We start from the raw sequence: 17337 nt of genomic DNA, 5'->3' as shown, positions 1-17337 counted from the left end.
CCTAGCGGAAAAAAGTTCGATTGGATTTCCGGATTGGGGATTTGGCGTCGTCTTATCTGTGAGTCCCCAACAAAGGAGAAACGATGACTTCAGAACCCACAAGTATTTTGACCCGAAAGAAACTCAACTTGACCCAAAGAATTGCAAAGATAAGAGATTTGCTACTGACCGACCTCATCGAGCGAGACGTGGAGGTTCGCATGGTCCTGCTCGCCGCTCTCGCGGGTGAGCACGCGCTCCTTATCGGACCGCCCGGAACGGCAAAGAGCATGATCGCAAAGCGGATCCAACTGGCGTTCAACGATGCAAGCTACTTTGAAAGGCTGCTGACACGATTTACCGTGCCGGAAGAAGTGTTTGGACCGTACTCCATTCCGGGACTGGAGGAAGGTCGCTACGAGCGCTTGACGGAGTCGTACATGCCGAGCGCATCCGTGGCGTTTTTGGATGAGATCTTCAAGGCAAATAGCGCAATTCTGAATTCGCTGCTCACCGTGCTCAATGAACGAAAGTTTGACAATGGGACGCAGCGCCAATTCGTACCGTTGATCAGTGCGATTGGGGCGAGTAATGAACTCCCCGAGGGACAAGAGTTGGATGCGCTCTATGACCGTTTCCTGGTTCGGCTTGAAGTCAATTCTGCCTCCGCGGAAGGATTCAGAAAACTTCTGGCGTTGACTGGAGAGACGGCTCTAGTGCTGGACGCAGAACTTCCGTTCAGCCCGCAAGAACTTGAAGAACTGAGAAAGGCTGCCGAAACCGTCGTTACACTTAGCGCCGAGGTGGAGGAACTGCTCTGCGAATTGCGAAAGTTCTGCATCGCCGAAGAGATCTTCGTGTCCGACCGCAGGTGGCGAAAGATCGTCAAATTCCTGAAGGTGTCTGCGTATACACACATCAAGGATGAGGTCACGGTCTGGGATTGTTGGATTCTTCAGCACTGCCTGTGGAACACTCCAGAGCAGCGCGCAACCCTGTTCAACTGGTATGTCGAGCGCATTGGGGCCGCCGAGGCAGGGGCATATTCGCGAGTATCGACAGTGGTTGCTCACCTAGAAGAACAACTGAAGTTTGATCAAAAGGCGAAAGAACAAAAATGCAATGAAGACGGCGAACTCCTTTATAGGATGAATGGAAGAGAAGTCCTCGAGTCAAGCGCCGTTCTTCCCGTAGTTCGTGATGGCGAGACAACCTATCTGGCTCCGCCCAATGCCTATGCGAATGACAGCAAAGTCCACGACCGCACGAACAAAGGGCACGGATTCACGATAGGGGAACTCTCCCATTTGCAAATCGACAATTGGCACCGATTCGATCATTGGGGCGGCAAGTGGGCATATCTGGCAAACGAGGATAACTTCTATCGCAAAGATACTGACTTGAGGCCAGTGATGGTAGCCAAGCGCTTCGCTCCACAATACCGAGATGCACGACTCAAGGATGCTTCCGTGGAGTTGGACCGTGTCACTAAACATCAGGCACTCATTGAGGATCGTGTTAAAGAACTCGAAGTCCTCGTCAACGCACATCTTTGGGTCACTGCTGATTTCCTTAAACCAGCGCTGAAAAGCCTCGATGAGGCGCTCAGTGCAACGAAAGTCATCACCGCCCGATTGGACAAAGTTCGCGAAGGCTACGCAAACTTGCCAGTGCAGGTGTGGGGCGATCCCGAGGAAGAGTTGGTCGACCTGATCGCCTCACCTCCCAAGAGCGCCAACGGGAAAAAGACTCGGACTAAGAGAAAGAAGGGGGCCAAATGAACGCCGACGCGGGAAGTTTTTTACGACACTACTCATACCTTGAAGATTGCCCCCTACACCTCGTTAAACACATCTTCGGTTCAACGCTTGGAAGTATCGAGGACCGTGTCAGGGGTGTGGTTTCATGGCGCAACGCGCTCTTGAAAGGTGAGGTTCCTGAGTGTGAACCATGGCCTGGTGAGGTTAGTGCGAGACCCGTTATTGCCGCCCTTGAAGTTCTTCAGTTGCAGCGTTTTTTTCGGAATGAGGCAGAACTTGTTGACGAGTTTTTGATTCAAGCCTTGGAGGCGTTTGAACGCCGTGAACAGGACTTCACAAGCGCAATTTTGGCTGCTTTGCAAGAACTTGAAGAGTTGCAGCGAAGAGAGTTGGAAGACGATGAGGACGGGGTGACTGACGAGGATCTTGAGTTGGTTCGTCAACTTGCTGAGGAAGTTGCGCGCGAGAGTTTGGGGAATGAGCCTGACACCCAAATCATGGAGAAATGGCAGGAGCGCGAGCGTGTGTGGTCCGAGATCATGGATGCGTTTGGTAGCCTTGGAAACATGCTCGGGCGAGGCTGGGACTTGTCGAGGGGAATCATCAGGCAGACGGGATGGACCGAGATTGCGAAGTTGCGGAGGATTGTGGCTGAGCTCCCACAGCTAGAGGAAATCGTCCTAACTCTTGGGCGTATGCAAGCGTCTGATGACGAAGAAAAAACGATGGAAACCATCTTTGCTCCGGTGTCTCGATTGGAGGAAGAACTGCGCGAAATCCGAACGCCATGGGTGCCAGCGCAAACTCGTGGCGTGGAGCGAAGCGGTGATATCGCGCGAATGTTGCCTTCAGAAGCCGCATATTTGGGCCACCCAACTTTGCGCCTTTTGTGGCACGCTCGCCGTGCGGAGCGTGCTTTGATTACCTACCGTGTTGAAGGAATTGAGCTGGAACGACACGCCGTAGAGGTGGAGGTTCAAGAAGAGATGGAACGCGAAGTCTCCAGGCCTCAGCGCGGGCCAATCATTGTTGCGCTGGACACATCTGGTTCAATGGCTGGTGCGCCCGAACTGGTCGCCAAGGCACTCGTTTTGGAGGCGTTGCGACGTGCGAATCTGGAGAAGCGCCGATGTTATGTGTACGCATATGGCGGTCCAAACGATGTGGTTGAGCATGAGCTAGCAGTCAGTGATGAAGGTATTGGCCGGCTGCTGCAATTCCTTGGGTTCTCCTTTCACGGAGGCACGGACATTGGAGCCGTTCATCGAGTTCTTGAACGTTTAGAAGACGACGCGTGGACAAAGGCGGATGTGCTCATTGTTAGTGATGGGGAATGGCGCGCTCCCGCAGACCTGTCAAGCGCCGTGCAGATCGCAAAGGAGGAAAATCACCGATTCCATGGCGTTCAGGTGGGCAGCAGCCTACAATCCGGCATGCACACCATTTGTGATCCTGTGCATATCTTTAAAGACTGGCTCGCGCTCCATTCAGCCACAAACCGGTAAGTTCACCTTCGGAGGCGCGGAAATGGACCCGCACGCCATCTCTTGCCGCCCAGAAGAAGGCACCCTCCAAGAATGCTGGCCAGTCTCCAAAGTCAAACCTATACCCATGAATATGCGCGATGGTCGGAGCGGCAATCGAGTCATGGGTGACAAATACATGAATTCCAGGTTGTTGGTCTGCGACCTTCAACATGTGATCAACCAACAGACCTGCGGCGAGCTCGGCCCTTGCTAGACCTTGCAAAGGCTCACCACCTTCCACCATCTTCGCAATCACCCCATCGTTTCCGAGACGCTGCCAGTTCGGCCAGGCGACCTCCCCGTCGAGTACGAACACACCTGGGTCCCCGAGCAATTTATCTGGGACTACAGGTAGAGTCTTGCCTGCTCCAACCATAATCTCATCAGCCGTCTGTGTGCACCTATCCAGCGGACTAGAATGCAAGGTTTTGAGTCTTGAACCGATCACTTCTCCAAGGTTCCTAGCGAGCCGACGACCTTCTTCTGTGATTGGCAGAGCGTACCCCACATCATCAGGTGGGAGAGGGTCCCGGACTGAGTGACGGATCAGCAAGCACACTGAACGGTCTTCTGGAATCTCATTCAAGTGGCGCAACATCCATTCAAGAATCGCGAATTGGCTCATGGTACAACTCCTACAATGACGCTCGGCAGCGCTGCCACGTGAATGATTTCATCAACCCTGAACCCCGCCTCTGTCAGAAGCGTCTCGTACTCAGTTCGTTTCCGCTCTCGGCCGCCGGTTGCCATCCACAAATGCAGGTCGCACAGCCCTCCAGATACCCCTTCTTCAGGCAGAAGAATCTCAACCACACACACTCGCCCACCTTCCTTCAAGCTTTTCTTCGCACGCGACAGTATCCGCCGAGCATCCTCGTCTTCCCAGTCGTGAAGTACGCGCGCTAGCAGAACAACATCCACCTCAACACCCCAGTCCTGAAAGAAGTCACCCGCCAGCCAATTCAACCCAGGTTCGCGAAGTTGTGTGAACTCCAAAACGCCTGGCTTTTCTAGAACGGTGATCTGTACATCGGGAAATCTGGCCTGAATGCACGAGGCAAAGGTCCCAAGTCCGCCACCTGCGTCCACGATAGACTCGTCACCCTTTAGAGGAAGGATCTCTGCGACTGCTTCGTAATCGTGGCGCGCGTAACTTCGTAACATACGATGATGGCCAGTACCCTTGTCAGGGCCCAAGAACACATCCTCAAAAATCGCTGGTTTCCATTGGTCCTCACCCCTCAACACGTCTGGTAGCACCTGCCACATCTTGGAAAAGCGTGTGGCATACTCTACCGCGGCATCAGCGAGCGTAAGTGGATGGTCTTTCTTGAGGTATTCTCCCCGTGACGTGGCCTTCCATTCATCACCACAACGCTCCACAACTTGAAGTTCCCCAAGCGCACGAAGAATTCGAAACGCTGCATCTTCAGTGATATTGCATCGTTCGCTGCTCGCCGAAACGGTGCCTGGCAAGACGTCAATGATTCCCAGTGTTGCAGCGGAACCCAGAGTCTGGGTACGCCAAAACCCAACTAGATCTCCGGATAGTTCTGCAAATTCTGAGCGACGGGAAGGTCGAAGCTCCAGCATGCAATTCCCAGCCTCATCAATGATTTCTAACCCACCATCAAATCGCTCGACTCGAGCTTGGCCATTGTAGAAAGGCTCAACATTCGCGAAGCGCCGTTGATAGATTGCCTGACCGCGGGAATCGATGTGTGTCCAACCTTCTTCATCACGTGCCCTGGCAAAGCCCTTATGGAAGACGTCCAGGTCCACAAAAAACACGTTGTGAAGAAGTTGGCCTGATGCGTCGATATGTGTGGAGAGTCCCGCCTCGTTTTGAACCACCGAGATCTTGTCACGATAGTCTCCGGCGTATCGCCATCGCCTTTCGTAGAGAGGTCGTCCATCACGTTTGATGTGAAAATACTCTACCCCCTCACGTACGGTGCAGAGTCCATCCTGAAAGTTCCCGCACCAAGTGTAGCGATCCGAGTAGACCGCCTCACCCGACGTTTCGATATGATACCAACCTTCAATATCGACCACGGTTGCCCGACCATCGTAGAAGCCAAAAGTCCGCTCAAAACGGGCCGAATACGCCGCTGAGCCATCTGGTCGAATGTGCCACGCTTGGTCACCTTTTTGGACAGCGGCAAGTCCAGGTGGGTGAAACTTCAGGATGTCATCAAATCGCTCGGTGTAAGCTGGCTCACCCGAATCAAGCACATGGTAGGTGCGGCATGGCGCTGGTTGTGGAGTCTTCATACCTCCTCCACCGGTTTTCTCATGTTGCAGCTAAGACACAGGTTGCGATTGCGATACGTCTTGCGCAAGTCGTTGTACTCCTCACCGTTCCAGATTTCGGAGAAGTCGGACGCGTGTAGATTGCCAAATTCGCCCAGAGTGCGTCGTTGCGCGTCAGGAGCGCAGCAGGGATCAAATCGTCCCAGTGCACTCACCCACGCCTCTTGCCCAAGGAATGGACATGGCCCACCCGGGGCGAGGTCGTCGCTTGCGTTCTCATCCAGCTCAAAGATGTTTTCTAGAAGGACCGATTTTCCGTTTGGTAGTTTGTTTTCTGCCGCGACTTTCTGCGCCTCTTGGACTGCCAAATTCCATCTTTTGATAGCCGCAGGATTACGTCGCATCGACTGGTCCTTGATCTCCTCAAAGTGAGCCCAGAGGTGGTGGCCCTTAACCCGGTCAACCCCAAGTGATATGGCCAGTCGCACAATGTCAGCCAACTCATCTGCATTGGACTCCAGGAAGGTCAGTTGGAAGGTCACGCGACAGCGATTTCCGCCGGCATCTGCATGGGCATCCCGCACACCAATGAAGGTCTTAACGTTCTGAAGAACTTTTTCCCATTTTGACCCCAACATGATGTTTTCGTGTGTCTTCTTCGAGGCGCCGTTCCAAGAGATTTTCACATCCGACGTGACAGGAACGATTCGCCGAGCCCATTCCTCAGCCCCTCGCCGTGGAAAAGTTCCATTGGTCGTCAAATTCAGCATCAGAGACTGCTCCTCACAAAGAGCCAGAATCTTGTCGAAATCATCGTAAAGCAGCGGTTCGCCCATCGTTGACGGGATGATTTCACGCAGTCCCATCGGTACGGCATCCTTGACGATCCTCTCGATCAGCTCAAATGGCATTTCCCTTCTGGGACGCCCCTCTTTTTCGCGCTGAGTTTGGAGCGTACTGTGTGGCGAGTGCTCTTCACACATGATGCAACGCAGATTGCAGAGATCTGGGTTGGTATCAAAAGTAATCCTCCAGGGACCTTTTGTTGGCATGATGCGTGCCGAGTTACGACGGCCGAGGACTTGCTGGTAAAGGGTCTCGATTTCAGCGACGTGTTCCTCAACGGACGGGATTTCTCCATCTTCTGAGTAGAGATACCCACGACCACCCAAACGGTTGGCTAAATCTGGGTCAACGACAAACCTCTGCATTTGCTGCGTGAGAGAGTCCACAGATCGATGTTCAAAGAGGAGTCCGTTAACTTCATGATGAACGTACTCGGCCATACCTCCCGCATTTGCGGTAATCACTGGAACTCTTGCCTGTTGCGCTTCGTGAATCACCAAGGGCGAATTCTCGACCCAGATAGATGGGACGACAATCGCATCGCAGTGCTCAAACACGTCCTCCACAATGTTTTGATTTCGGTACTCCGGTCGCCATTCCACGCGCGTACCGATGTCGCCTGGAACCTCCAGGGCAATCTTCTTGAGCGCGTCGGTATCCTGACCTCGTGGACGGCCCCAGATTCGCAGTCGTGCGTCTCCCTCGAGCTGGCCAAAAGCACGGATCAAATCGTGAATGCCTTTTGCCGGAATGTGCGTGCCAATATATCCAAATGTGAACGGTTCACTTGCCGAGCGCGATCGCCCAGACATTCGGGTCTTGTCAAAACCGTAGTCCAGATAGACTAACTTGCGCTCCGGAATTCCAAAATCATCCCGATAACGGTTCAGAAGGTATTTCGCTGGCGCAATGAAGAGATCAACTAGCTGCACCACCTCCCTAATGTGTTCCATCCGCCGCTTCACCCAATCAGTCCAGAACTGAACGTCTTGTTCGTGTTCCTCCTGAGAACCACTGAAGTAACGGGCGTAACAGCGTTCGGCACATTTCCGGTCCTCCTGACCATCACAAGCACTCCAGAGCTCATTTGAGTCCTCAGGAAACATTTGCATGAACTGCCCACGAGGGCACATGAGCCAGTAATCGTGTAGTGTGTACACGATGGGAATCTCACGTTTGGAAGCCTCTTTGAGCATTGATGTCGAGAGGTGATTGAGGTGTCCGACATGGCAGATATCGGGGCCTAGCTGATCCAGAACTTCGGCGAAGCGTGCGTCGATTCCGGTTGCCCTGTACCGGTCTTTTAGACGGGGATTATTGACCAGGTGAAGTGTAATTCTGGGGTCGTCGAGATCCTTTTCTTCTCGCAACCGGAAGTCAGGCGCGAAAGCATCTTCTTCACGGGTAAACACATGAACTTCATGCCGGTCCGCAAGTCCATGGCAAAGCGTCTGGCTATAAACCTCTGACCCTGCGTTGTATCTCATTGGGTAGCCATGAATGACTTTCAAGATCTTCATGCTTGCTCCTCGATTTTGTTTAGAGTCTGTTCGTTTCGATACGCGTCAATGAGTCTTTCCAGACCCTCTCTGACGCTTGTCTCTGCTCGCCAGCCAAGGATCTGAATTGCGCGGCTGGGGTTGCCGTAGAATTGCGCCACGTCAAAGTTCCTTGGTGCGCTCAACTGGACACGAGCGTGGCTTTCGGCCAGTTCGATAGCCATATTCGCCAATTGCCCAAGGGTCGTGGGTACGCCGGAAACAAAGTGAATGGGGGGTGGTGCGCCCTCCTTGGAACCCATCAGGTCAACCAACGTTGCGATGCCGTCCGCAACGTCATCAACATAGGTGAAATCAAAGGTATGACTTGCACCATCCACGCGTAGGGTCTCACCCGCTACCGCTTGCCTTGCGAAAGCAGGTACAACACGATCGTGATGATCTGACCTTCTGCCGAAGACGTTGGACAAACGAATCACGCTGGCTTTGAGTCCGCATGCACGGGCCGACTGGACAAGGTTTTCACCTTCAACCTTTGTGTGCCCATAGACGTTGACTGGAGCCAGCGGTTCGTTTTCCGAAGTCGGGAGCGTTTGTGGTTGCCCATAGACTTCCCTGCTGCTGGCAAAGACCACCCACGGATCATTTGTTGAGTCTTTGGCGTGCGTCAGAACATTCCTCAGTCCGCCTAGATTCACCTGTTTGCAGCGAGCAGGATCTTCTTCTCCCCAGATTACGCGCGAGACCGCCGCCAGATGAATTACTCCATCACACGTTGAGATAGCATGGTACAGACTACTAGCGTCGCACACATCCCCATGTTCGCGCCCGGCTGCCCGCAAATCAAACCCTACGACTTCAATTCCTTTTGATTCGAGCGTGTGACGGAGCACACTTCCGACCAGACCGGAAGAACCGGTAATCAAGACTTTTCCAACCATTTTCATGTCCAACGTAAGAGCCCCAACTCCTCGCGGAGTTGGGGCTGTTGATTCCACTTAACCCTTTTCTGAATCGTCTTTAGATTTGGGATTCACGGGCCCCAAATCTGGAACTTGGCGGTGTTCTTCCAACCGTTTTTCCAGGAAAGGTCCAGTGACTCCCCGCGACTGATGATACGCAGAATGCTGGGGATTAAGTTGATTGGCACGGTTATCCCGTGCGGCTTTAGATTGCTTCGACATAAAATGCTCCTGTCTTGATAGAACCTACTTGAGACGGGCAACACCTCCCTTGAGTATGGAGGCTGCTGGAGCGAGCATGCACATTAGTGCAGGAGCCGTCGTAGTAGGTTTGTGTTGAGTCAAGTTCCAACGAGTTACTGTTCACCAGTGGTACCCGCGACTCAAACACGGGTATTAAGAGCAGTAACTTCGTCTCGTCTGAGAATGACAGAACCTTCACAATAGTGTCAAACCCACTCTATCACTTGCGTCATAAAACGTACCGTTCTGTGAGGCTTTAGAGTTACGCCGCGAAGATTTCTTGAGTGCTGTGAGCAAGAGCGTATCCGTCCGATACACCCCGTCATCAGGAATCAGGATGCCAGTTCCATGGCAACAAGTCATCGATTTGTTGGTGGGGATGACTCCCAATTCGCAGCAGGACATCGGTGAGATAGGTCTGCGGGTTGACCTTGTTGGCCAAGCAGGTTGACACCAGAGTTTGCAAAGTAGCCAGGTTCATGCCGGCCTCGTCGTGGCCCACAAAGAGAAAGTTTTTGCGGCCAAGCGCGATGAGTCGGAGGTATTGCTCGGCGATATTGTTGTCGAGTCAGATCTTTGGGTCCGTGAGGAAACGCTCGAGAGATTTTCGCTGGTTGAGCGTATAGGTCAGTGCAGCACCGAGCGGACTTTTGGGCCGATGTTTCGGCTTTTCGTCGTCAGCCCACGTCATCAATTCTTAGACGAGTCCTTTGCTTTTCGCCTTTCGCAGGGTCAGGTGTTGGGGCCTGCCCAGCACCTTCTTCTCGGCCGCCAGATACTCGACTTCATAGATCTCGCGGATCTTGTCGATAGCCCACTGCGCCTCGTCTGGCGCGGAGTCCAATGCCCCAAAATACTTGCGCCGCGCATGAGCCCAGCACCCTGCGCGTTCGCGTTTGTCAGGGGTTGTGACCTGATTGTAGCCGGTAAAACCATCGACCTGGAGCACGCCGGTGGAGTCGCCAAGCACCTTGATGGGCGTCTGTCCGCTGCGGTCGGCGCTGAAGAGATATGCGACCATCGTGTGGTTGTCGTTGGTCGCAATGAAGTCCCAGACAAAGGCACGGCGGCATTCACCGGTGGCCTGGACCTTCAAAGAGGTTTCATCCGCGTTGACGTGGGAAGAGGACGCGATGAGCTCCAGAATGCGTTGGCTCAGTGGCGAAAGCACCTCGGCGCTGCTCAAGCGCGACCTGAACGCCTCTCAAAAGAAGAAAGAGACGCCTGAAGAGCGTGCCAAGCGTCTGGAGCGCTCAAAAGAGAAGCGCGAGAAAACCCGACAAAGTCGACGCGATGAAACACCGACAGAGATCGTTGAACACGCGATTGTCGAGACCGAATGTGCGCAATGTGGCGGTAGTCTTGAAGCTGCTGACGACCTAAGTCCCGAAGTCAGCGAAGAATACGAATACGTGCCAGCCCGGGTGATCCGCCGAGAGCACCACCGCGAGCGTAAGGTCTGCAAGTGTGGCTGTTTCGCCATTGGTCGGGGACACGCTCGGACTTCTGACCAAAAAGTGCACGTTTCAATTCTGAGATTTCGTGGCGTAGTGCCTCGATCGTCTCGAGCAGGTGTTGGTTGGTTCTGGCCTGCTGATCGGCTGCCTGGCTGATGTACTTCAATAAGAGCTTGGCTGTGCCAAGATCCTTGATTTCTTCCAGATCTGGGATTTCAATGACCTCATCCATCGATGATTTTTGATCATAGTTCCGAGCTTATGTCGATCCATTTTCTTTAGCTCGGTGGAGGCTCCCACAAGACCGGTTTTCGAACACGACTTAAGTCGATGCCGCGAAGTAGCATCGTCAGCTGAGTCGCCTCAAGGCGGCAGACCTTATCGAAGTCGCCCACTCTCGGCATCTTGAATTGACCGGCCTCAAGCCACTAGTAGAGCACCACAAATCCACCCGTATCCCAGGTCAGAATCTTAATCTTGTCACGGGGTCGCGACAGAAACACGAACACTGCGCCGGAGTAGATATCCCCACCGAGTTCTGCCTCAGCGAGCTGGCACAAACCGTCGACACCCTTGCGCATGTCCACCGGTTTGATGCCAATCAAGATGCGTACAGACGAGGCAAAACTCAGCATCATCGACCTCCAAACGACCCAAGCTCAGCAACCCAGACAGGTGGTGGTAACGTGTCGAAATCCACCGTCACCGACCCGACTGAAACACGCACCAGAGGTGCTGGGGCCACCGGAATATCCACTGTGATGAACTTAGATGCCGTGGGATGCTTTCTCACGAGCGCGGTCTGCGTCGAAGTCTCGGGCCGCTCTTCTTTCAACAACTTGCTTCGCCAGTTTGAGAACGACGAAATACTCAGCCCACGAGCCCTGCAGAAATCAGCCTGAGTGAGTCCGCTGCGCTCCCAGGCTCCGATCTGAGCCGACCACCACGATGCATTTTTGGGTTTTGACCGTTTTCCTGACATACTCTCCTCTCCGTTAGGATTGAGAGCTTGACCTACGCCTGCCTCATCATGCGGACAAGAACGTGGTCTGTCGGACGGTTACGACTCTGAAGGAGGTTCGGCCCCACTAAATCAACTTGTCTCGCATCCTGCTCTTTTCCCCTTCGCGTTGGAGCTGAACGCAGGTGATTTTCGCAGTGCAGAACAATTCCGCGTGTATCGGCAGGGCTTAGACGTAGACTATCTCGAAGTTGAAACACGGTTTCTGGCTAAGTAGGGGATTCTTAACGAGGGGTGTTCCACGTTGATTCTAATCGTGTTCGAAACTGTTTATTACTTGAGCAGGCATGGGCTATTGGTTTCCTCGCGGTCACAATCAGCGAAGACACAACAGCCATGTTGACATGTTGATACCTACACGATTCATTCATCGCTGAATCAGATTACCCGTCTGCTTCTGAATCTCTAGAGGATCATTAGTTGTCGACGAAGACCTGTCAGCGTCTTGGAGTGGCCTACCATACCTCCCACATCAGGATAAACGTGTTGGTGCGTTATTTTGAGGTTAGAAGGCGATATCTTCTTCCCTGATCCACGTCCCGCCAAATCTCGACGGACGGATTCCTTGTCGACGTGGATCCGAAAAGTGACGGCGATAGGTGGCTTCACCCGTTGAGAAATTGAATCTGCTCCCTTCGACGGGTCAAAATGGCTAATCTTGATCGGAATAGAAAGTATCCTGCGAACTTCTTCCGCCAACAGGCTTCGTTCCTCTCCCAGCAAAACGTCATGAGCCTTTCGATAAGGTGTAGTACTTGGTAGACGCCCAAACACCAATACTCCACGTTGCGATTCCAGTCGAGGAAACGATACGCCGGCTCTTACTGCATCAAACACTTTAATTTCCTTGGTGCTGTACTTTATCCACGGCCTGCCCTCTGGCGTTTTCGACAATACGTCGGCCTCTTCCACTAGAATAGCAAACAATCGTCCATCCACTATGTCGTAGTCCTCTGTAGCGAAAAACAGGGCAGTCCAAGGACAGGAAGTAAAGTCCAAAAGACGGGTGGGAACCCCGTGATGCTGAAGATAGGCGAGTTTGGCAAGTGGATCTGAGTATTTCTGATCCGACAACTCTTTGATCCATTCGGTCGCTTCTCCCAAGAGTCTTTCCTCGATCAGATTCAGAGTCTTATCCTCAACAGGACCCGATGCGGCAAGACTACGGACCAGTGAAGAAAGAAGTCCCCATTCATGGTGAGCTTGGCCGCGCCAGAAAACCCTAAGAAGACGCGCTTGGGCGTAGTGATTCACCGCTTCAATACTTCGCAACACCTCCGACATCGACTTAGCAATTGAGTCGTTGGAGGCAAAGTAGTGGGTGGGGTCAATCATTGGTCTTCCTAAGCCTCATTCCAAAAACACAAGAACACTACTTACAACCTTTCAGATGGTCAGTCGCAACATCTAAGCCATCTTTCCAAGAAAGGAGATATCGATTCGGCACTCCTTCCACAGTCTACTGAAGGCACAGCAAAACCTGACTGCACAACTTCGGACTACGGTGATTTCAAACCCTCTGCATTGGCCGTCTTTTATAGACATCAAATCTTCAAACTGATTGGAATGAGTCGTTTGATGAGAGGTACTTGCGTTTTTACAGAAGCACGTTCACCGGGTGCCAGTGCACGACTATTCTTCAAAATCGTCAGACTCCGCATGAGGAGGATAGAGCCGCCGAACTCTCCCTAATCCGCCTGGTTCAGCGTACCATATCTCGTCGTAGCTTAGAGTTTCCAGTTCACGCTGTGCATACCTCACGAATGTGTCGAGAACTCCCATTGGGACTACAGGCCAAGCATCGAGCACCAAGTTCACGCCTTTGCCTGCCTAGCTTTGCTTTTTCTTGATCGTCTGCATTAGCCTATGCAACTCGTCTTCCAGCGGGCCATCGGCCACGAACGAGCCACTCTTCGCCAGATCGGCCCATGGCGCCGCATCGAGCTTTGTTACCTGAAAGCCGACCTTGGAGAAACCATCAACGAGCCATACGTCAACCTCATGATCAACGTTGAGTTCTGCCTCTACTTTGGTGAATGACTTCCCGTGCACCGCATTGTAGACCATCCTCACCTTTTCGACCGCCGCTAATTCCTCGTCAGACTTCGATGACCGGAATCTCTCAGGGTTGCTGGCATTGCTCACCAACCCAGCATCCCCGGTCAGCCTCGGTCGTCGCTCACGGCTACTCTGGGCACCATCCTCGCGAACCAGCAACGCCACTTCATACTCGCCATCTGCCGACCCACCGTCAGCACGCATTGAGTCAGTAATGGTGTCCATATGGTCTTCGAAATGAACGACGATTTCCATCCCCCCGCAATTATCACACTGATAGGTCGGGTACTCATCTGTCATTCCGCAGGCAGGTCACATTTATTGACGAGGTGCATCACCTCTCTACATTTCTCGCATGTCCTCATGTTCATCCTTTTCTCATCTTACCCGATACAACTGCATACGTGTCATCTCAATGAACTCGTCGTAGGTAAATATCGTGGCGTTCCTCCGTTTGCGGAGTCTCTGACGGTCTTCCGACGTGAAGTCGTCACGATGTCCCATAACTAAGTAAGTGTGTGGCGTGTAGATTTTGATTCCCTTGGTTTTTTCCAGCCACTGGCGATTTACCTCCTGTGATGACCACTCTTCATACTCATCGATCTGCGCGAGTGCGCTATCAACTTCCGCTGATGGACGACTGCGGGTCTTCTTCCCAACCATCGCAGAGCCTTTCAAACGTGGCAGCTTGAATTCAAAGATATCAGCGTAACCATCCATCTTTACTATCAAGAAGTCAGGTTTGAGATTCTGTTTGCCCGTAGCATATTGCCACTCCAGCAGAGTTTCGGGGTAGACGGCGTGCGCCCCGAACGCGAGTTGGAGGAATTCCGGGTGTTTCGCAAGAAAACCGGTAATCTTTGGTTCAGGTACATCTTTTTGACCAACCAACTCGATAAATTCATTGAGTTGTTTATGAAGAGCCACTTCATACGCGGGGACTCGATGATTCAAGAGGAATTGTGCCAGATGCCTAAAACCCTCCTCAGAGTGAAAGGACCATTCTCCTTCCTGAATTGGGAACACTTCAAGGAAGTCAATTCGGCGAATCCGCAACGCACCTTTGGAGTCCGACCACAAGAACGTGGTGTTCGAAACGTAGGTCGGCTCAGCCTGAGTCGTAAAGTCAGGAAAGGCGTTTAGTATTAAATCGTTTGGGTTGCTGACCACATCGTACATGTAGTCGCCCAAGAGGTTGATCGCATCGCCAAGGAACACTTGGGAGTTCTTGACGGCTGTTGTCATCGGGAAGTGGAAGCTAGACAAGTGAGAGATATCGATCCCAAGGAAATCTAAGACCGTCCAATCTGGGCGAATAACGGCCTCAATGTCGACAGTTTCGGTTCTTGGGTCCTCAGGGCCAACATACTCAACAACTAGGTGGGAACCCAAGACTGCGATTCGAAGTTTCCGGGGATAAGGAAAAGCTGGGTTTAGATGCCCACGGATGCTTGGGGTCGACTTCAAAGCGTCGCTTATAGTTGCGAAGACTTCGTTGTTCAAACCGTTGACAACCCATTCCACCAACTCTTTGAATTCATCGCTTGTCATACCAAAAGGTGTCTCCCTAACAAAAACAATCCACAAGTGTTCCACACTCGAATCTAATTCAAACCTTTTCTTTGGTCCATCTCGTGTTGTCTTGTTGTCTTGAGTAATCTTAGCCTAAGAGACTGCCGCAAACCAGTTCGATATCCACTACCAGACCAAGGCTTCAAAACATTCTGGCCCTGATCCGATGCATGAATTCGAGCCGATACGCACCGATGCCTGGGTTCTTTGGATAAGCACTCGCAACGTTGAGCGCAGTCTGAAGATGTTGGAGCGGACGCTCGTCGCTTTGGTGGACCTAAGCTTCGAGCCGCCCCCCAACATCCGCTCACGCGCATCAACACCCAGTTCCTTTTCCATAATCGCTATCAGAAGGCGCTTCTGAGGGGCCAGGTGGACTTTCAGAACCATGTTGGGCGTCGGACCCTGCCTATTCGCTACAAACTCCGTAGCGGCCAAATGGTGGACGAAGTCTTCGAGTGCGAGGTCCACGCGACGAAGCTTGATATTCAGACGGACTACCGCGACCTGAGCGCCGAGATTGACCGCGCCTTTCCGCTCTGGCGCTACTCGTTGAATGCTTTGACGGACGGCTCGGAGGGCAAAGGGCGGCAGGGCCCGCACTTCCCGTTGTTGTGGTTAAAGCGCTTTGAGTCCTTGCACCATGAGTTGGCGGATGGAGTGCGGCGAGTACTGAACGCGCCGCATAATCGTCTCACTGAGACTGTGCGTTGGAAGAAGCCGGCGCAAATCAAAGGTGCGCTCAGTCCTCGGCAGGAAGAACGCATCAAGGAAGGCCTTCAGGCCGGGCACTTTGAGCGCCGCTACGCCATCACAGAAAAACGCCTCCACGTGGACACCATGGAGAACCGCTTTGTGAAGATGGTGGTCGCCGAAGTTTGCCGGAACCTCAAACGCTTCGCGTCCGAGCTTTCGCGCGTGGACGGCGAGCATGAGACGTTCTCCGAGGCATTCGTGAATCAGATTGTGCGATGGAAGGAGCCTTTCGAGACGAATCTCAATCACCCGCTATTCCGCGAGGTCGGGGATTTTCGCGGCATGATGCAGGAGTCGCTCACGCTCCAAGGGCGCGCAGGTTATTCGGAGGTTTACAGGTGTTGGGAGGAGCTCAAACTCTACTTCAACGTGCTCGACCAGGGCGTTGCCGTGGGCACCAAGACTATTGCGCAACTCTACGAGGTCTGGTGCCTGCTGGAGGTCAAACGCCTACTCGTGGACGAGCTCGGGTTTGTGGAGACTCGGCAGCGCGTGGGCTGCCTCTTCTGGCTCTTCGACGCGAAGTACCGCCTGAATCCGGACATGGAGCCCGACCGAGTTCCAGACGATGCCATCAACCAGATGCATCGATTCCGCGATGCGATTACACGGCAGGTCGGGCCGGGTGAGCGGGTGCGGCCGGTGGTGGGCGCGTTCGCGCTCTATCCGGGCTTCTTCCATCAGTCCGCTGAGAACATGGAGGCCGTGCACCCGTACTTTCAGGAGGTAGATGAGGTGGGCATCGGCGCGTTCCCGCTACTCCCCTCCCCTGACGGCCGCGCCTGGCTCACGCGCTATTTCAAAGAACGATTTGGGGTGGTGGATGACCGTGTTTTTGCGTGGAAGTCGGCGCGAATCCCCACGGCCGGAATGCGTCACGAACGTTATACAAACCTGACCATGGTCGTGACCGGTCCTCCTCAGCGCATCGGTCAGGACGACGCGAACCCGCGCAGCCAAGACTATCTGGAAGGCTTTAGGAGCGGTGCCGCGCGCTGGTTTCATATGCGTTTTGAGGCATCCGAGCGCGAAGGCATTGACCCCTACATCATCCGCGAAGTCCGATTCCTGGTGATTTCGGACCGCACCGTACCGCATCAAGCCTACTGGGTGTGGCCGGTTCTGAATGTAGAGCTCAAGCCGCGCAACACTCTGAGAGCGGAACAAGCCGGCGGGATGAGTACGTCCACCGCTGACTACTGGCTCTTCGAGCTCGGCCCACCCCAGCCGTTGCCCAACCCTCTTGCGAACTTCCCTCAGCGTGGCCACCACCTGAAGTTCGTGTCCCTCCCAAACATCTGGACCGCCACTTCCTTTGCCACCCTCCCCTCCGTCTATGAGTTCCTATCCACCGCTCTCTGAGCGCAGCAAGTTGAATTGTTCCGTATTTCAACAACGACTCGAT

General features: G+C 53.3%; 15 protein-coding genes and 1 pseudogene. 4 read left to right on the top strand and 12 right to left on the bottom strand.

Annotation, left to right across the window (positions count from 1 at the left end):
• The first annotated feature begins 83 nt into the window (after window positions 1-83).
• Together FRD01_RS22515 and FRD01_RS22510 are read left to right on the top strand one after the other, a co-directional pair.
• Entirely contained in the window at window positions 84-1760 is a 1677-nt protein-coding gene (locus FRD01_RS22515) for an AAA family ATPase (protein WP_146963212.1), read from the top strand.
• Window positions 1757-3244 carry a vWA domain-containing protein gene (locus FRD01_RS22510; protein ID WP_146963210.1) on the top strand — a complete coding sequence of 496 codons (1488 nt, stop codon included), beginning with the start codon at window positions 1757-1759 and terminating at the stop codon, window positions 3242-3244. The genes FRD01_RS22515 and FRD01_RS22510 overlap by 4 nt, the downstream gene beginning before the upstream one ends.
• On the opposite strand, the gene FRD01_RS22505 is transcribed toward FRD01_RS22510, so the two are convergent.
• The 6 genes and pseudogenes from FRD01_RS22505 to FRD01_RS22470 form a co-directional block, all read right to left on the bottom strand.
• Complete coding sequence (locus tag FRD01_RS22505) at window positions 3204-3890, bottom strand: histidine phosphatase family protein (protein ID WP_146963208.1); 687 nt, start codon at window positions 3888-3890, stop codon at window positions 3204-3206. The two genes, FRD01_RS22510 and FRD01_RS22505, sit on opposite strands and share 41 nt — an antisense overlap.
• A complete protein-coding gene (locus FRD01_RS22500) occupies window positions 3887-5539 on the bottom strand; it encodes a methyltransferase (RefSeq protein ID WP_146963206.1) in 1653 nt (550 codons plus the stop codon). The genes FRD01_RS22505 and FRD01_RS22500 overlap by 4 nt, the downstream gene beginning before the upstream one ends.
• On the bottom strand, window positions 5536-7884 hold the full coding sequence (locus FRD01_RS22495) for a glycosyltransferase (RefSeq protein ID WP_146963204.1): 2349 nt from the start codon (window positions 7882-7884) through the stop codon (window positions 5536-5538). The genes FRD01_RS22500 and FRD01_RS22495 overlap by 4 nt, the downstream gene beginning before the upstream one ends.
• The gene (locus FRD01_RS22490; RefSeq protein WP_146963202.1) at window positions 7881-8804 is read right to left on the bottom strand and encodes an NAD-dependent epimerase/dehydratase family protein; all 924 of its coding nucleotides are present in this window, start codon (window positions 8802-8804) and stop codon (window positions 7881-7883) included. The genes FRD01_RS22495 and FRD01_RS22490 overlap by 4 nt, the downstream gene beginning before the upstream one ends.
• 589 nt (window positions 8805-9393) lie before the next feature.
• Window positions 9394-9549 (bottom strand): transposase domain-containing protein, encoded by a 156-nt coding sequence (locus FRD01_RS25035; protein ID WP_146964055.1) that lies wholly within the window; start codon window positions 9547-9549, stop codon window positions 9394-9396.
• Between the two features lie 57 nt (window positions 9550-9606).
• A pseudogene (locus FRD01_RS22470) lies at window positions 9607-10239 on the bottom strand (IS66 family transposase); the annotation flags it as partial.
• Between FRD01_RS22470 and FRD01_RS22465 the strand changes: the two are divergent.
• Complete coding sequence (locus tag FRD01_RS22465) at window positions 10214-10681, top strand: IS66 family transposase zinc-finger binding domain-containing protein (RefSeq protein ID WP_249755833.1); 468 nt, start codon at window positions 10214-10216, stop codon at window positions 10679-10681. The pseudogene FRD01_RS22470 and the gene FRD01_RS22465 sit on opposite strands and share 26 nt — an antisense overlap.
• Window positions 10682-10953: 272 nt before the next feature.
• On the opposite strand, the gene tnpB is transcribed toward FRD01_RS22465, so the two are convergent.
• The 6 genes from tnpB to FRD01_RS22435 all read right to left on the bottom strand — a co-directional run bounded on the left by tnpB (window position 10954) and on the right by FRD01_RS22435 (window position 15515).
• Entirely contained in the window at window positions 10954-11163 is a 210-nt protein-coding gene (tnpB, locus tag FRD01_RS22460; protein WP_146963192.1) for an IS66 family insertion sequence element accessory protein TnpB, read from the bottom strand.
• Window positions 11160-11507, bottom strand: coding sequence for an IS66 family insertion sequence element accessory protein TnpA (gene tnpA, locus FRD01_RS22455; RefSeq protein ID WP_146963190.1), 348 nt, complete (start codon window positions 11505-11507; stop codon window positions 11160-11162). The genes tnpB and tnpA overlap by 4 nt, the downstream gene beginning before the upstream one ends.
• Window positions 11508-11951: 444 nt before the next feature.
• Window positions 11952-12881 carry an FRG domain-containing protein gene (locus FRD01_RS22450; protein WP_146963188.1) on the bottom strand — a complete coding sequence of 310 codons (930 nt, stop codon included), beginning with the start codon at window positions 12879-12881 and terminating at the stop codon, window positions 11952-11954.
• Between the two features lie 495 nt (window positions 12882-13376).
• Complete coding sequence (locus FRD01_RS22445) at window positions 13377-13904, bottom strand: hypothetical protein (RefSeq protein ID WP_146963186.1); 528 nt, start codon at window positions 13902-13904, stop codon at window positions 13377-13379.
• A gap of 78 nt (window positions 13905-13982) precedes the next feature.
• A complete protein-coding gene (locus FRD01_RS22440; RefSeq protein ID WP_146963184.1) occupies window positions 13983-15155 on the bottom strand; it encodes a Shedu anti-phage system protein SduA domain-containing protein in 1173 nt (390 codons plus the stop codon).
• A 147-nt stretch (window positions 15156-15302) separates the two neighbouring features.
• Window positions 15303-15515 carry a hypothetical protein gene (locus tag FRD01_RS22435; protein ID WP_146963182.1) on the bottom strand — a complete coding sequence of 71 codons (213 nt, stop codon included), beginning with the start codon at window positions 15513-15515 and terminating at the stop codon, window positions 15303-15305.
• A 33-nt stretch (window positions 15516-15548) separates the two neighbouring features.
• Between FRD01_RS22435 and FRD01_RS22430 the strand changes: the two genes are divergently transcribed.
• On the top strand, window positions 15549-17294 hold the full coding sequence (locus tag FRD01_RS22430) for a DUF2357 domain-containing protein (protein WP_146963180.1): 1746 nt from the start codon (window positions 15549-15551) through the stop codon (window positions 17292-17294).
• The last annotated feature ends 43 nt before the right edge of the window (window positions 17295-17337 follow it).

It is taken from the genome of Microvenator marinus (assembly GCF_007993755.1).
Lineage (GTDB): Bacteria > Myxococcota_A > Bradymonadia > Bradymonadales > Bradymonadaceae > Allomicrovenator > Allomicrovenator marinus.
This window is presented reverse-complemented; position numbering and strand designations above follow the sequence as displayed.

Bases quoted from the DNA above. Each gene is read 5' to 3' on its own strand.
- FRD01_RS22515 (WP_146963212.1), top strand. From the start codon at position 84: ATGACTTCAGAACCCACAAGTATTTTGACCCGAAAGAAACTCAACTTG.
- FRD01_RS22510 (WP_146963210.1), top strand. From the start codon at position 1,757: ATGAACGCCGACGCGGGAAGTTTTTTACGACACTACTCATACCTTGAA.
- FRD01_RS22505 (WP_146963208.1), bottom strand. From the start codon at position 3,890: ATGAGCCAATTCGCGATTCTTGAATGGATGTTGCGCCACTTGAATGAG.
- FRD01_RS22500 (WP_146963206.1), bottom strand. From the start codon at position 5,539: ATGAAGACTCCACAACCAGCGCCATGCCGCACCTACCATGTGCTTGAT.
- FRD01_RS22495 (WP_146963204.1), bottom strand. From the start codon at position 7,884: ATGAAGATCTTGAAAGTCATTCATGGCTACCCAATGAGATACAACGCA.
- FRD01_RS22490 (WP_146963202.1), bottom strand. From the start codon at position 8,804: ATGGTTGGAAAAGTCTTGATTACCGGTTCTTCCGGTCTGGTCGGAAGT.
- FRD01_RS25035 (WP_146964055.1), bottom strand. From the start codon at position 9,549: ATGAACCTGGCTACTTTGCAAACTCTGGTGTCAACCTGCTTGGCCAAC.
- FRD01_RS22465 (WP_249755833.1), top strand. From the start codon at position 10,214: ATGCGTTGGCTCAGTGGCGAAAGCACCTCGGCGCTGCTCAAGCGCGAC.
- tnpB (WP_146963192.1), bottom strand. From the start codon at position 11,163: ATGATGCTGAGTTTTGCCTCGTCTGTACGCATCTTGATTGGCATCAAA.
- tnpA (WP_146963190.1), bottom strand. From the start codon at position 11,507: ATGTCAGGAAAACGGTCAAAACCCAAAAATGCATCGTGGTGGTCGGCT.
- FRD01_RS22450 (WP_146963188.1), bottom strand. From the start codon at position 12,881: ATGATTGACCCCACCCACTACTTTGCCTCCAACGACTCAATTGCTAAG.
- FRD01_RS22445 (WP_146963186.1), bottom strand. From the start codon at position 13,904: ATGACAGATGAGTACCCGACCTATCAGTGTGATAATTGCGGGGGGATG.
- FRD01_RS22440 (WP_146963184.1), bottom strand. From the start codon at position 15,155: ATGACAAGCGATGAATTCAAAGAGTTGGTGGAATGGGTTGTCAACGGT.
- FRD01_RS22435 (WP_146963182.1), bottom strand. From the start codon at position 15,515: ATGGAAAAGGAACTGGGTGTTGATGCGCGTGAGCGGATGTTGGGGGGC.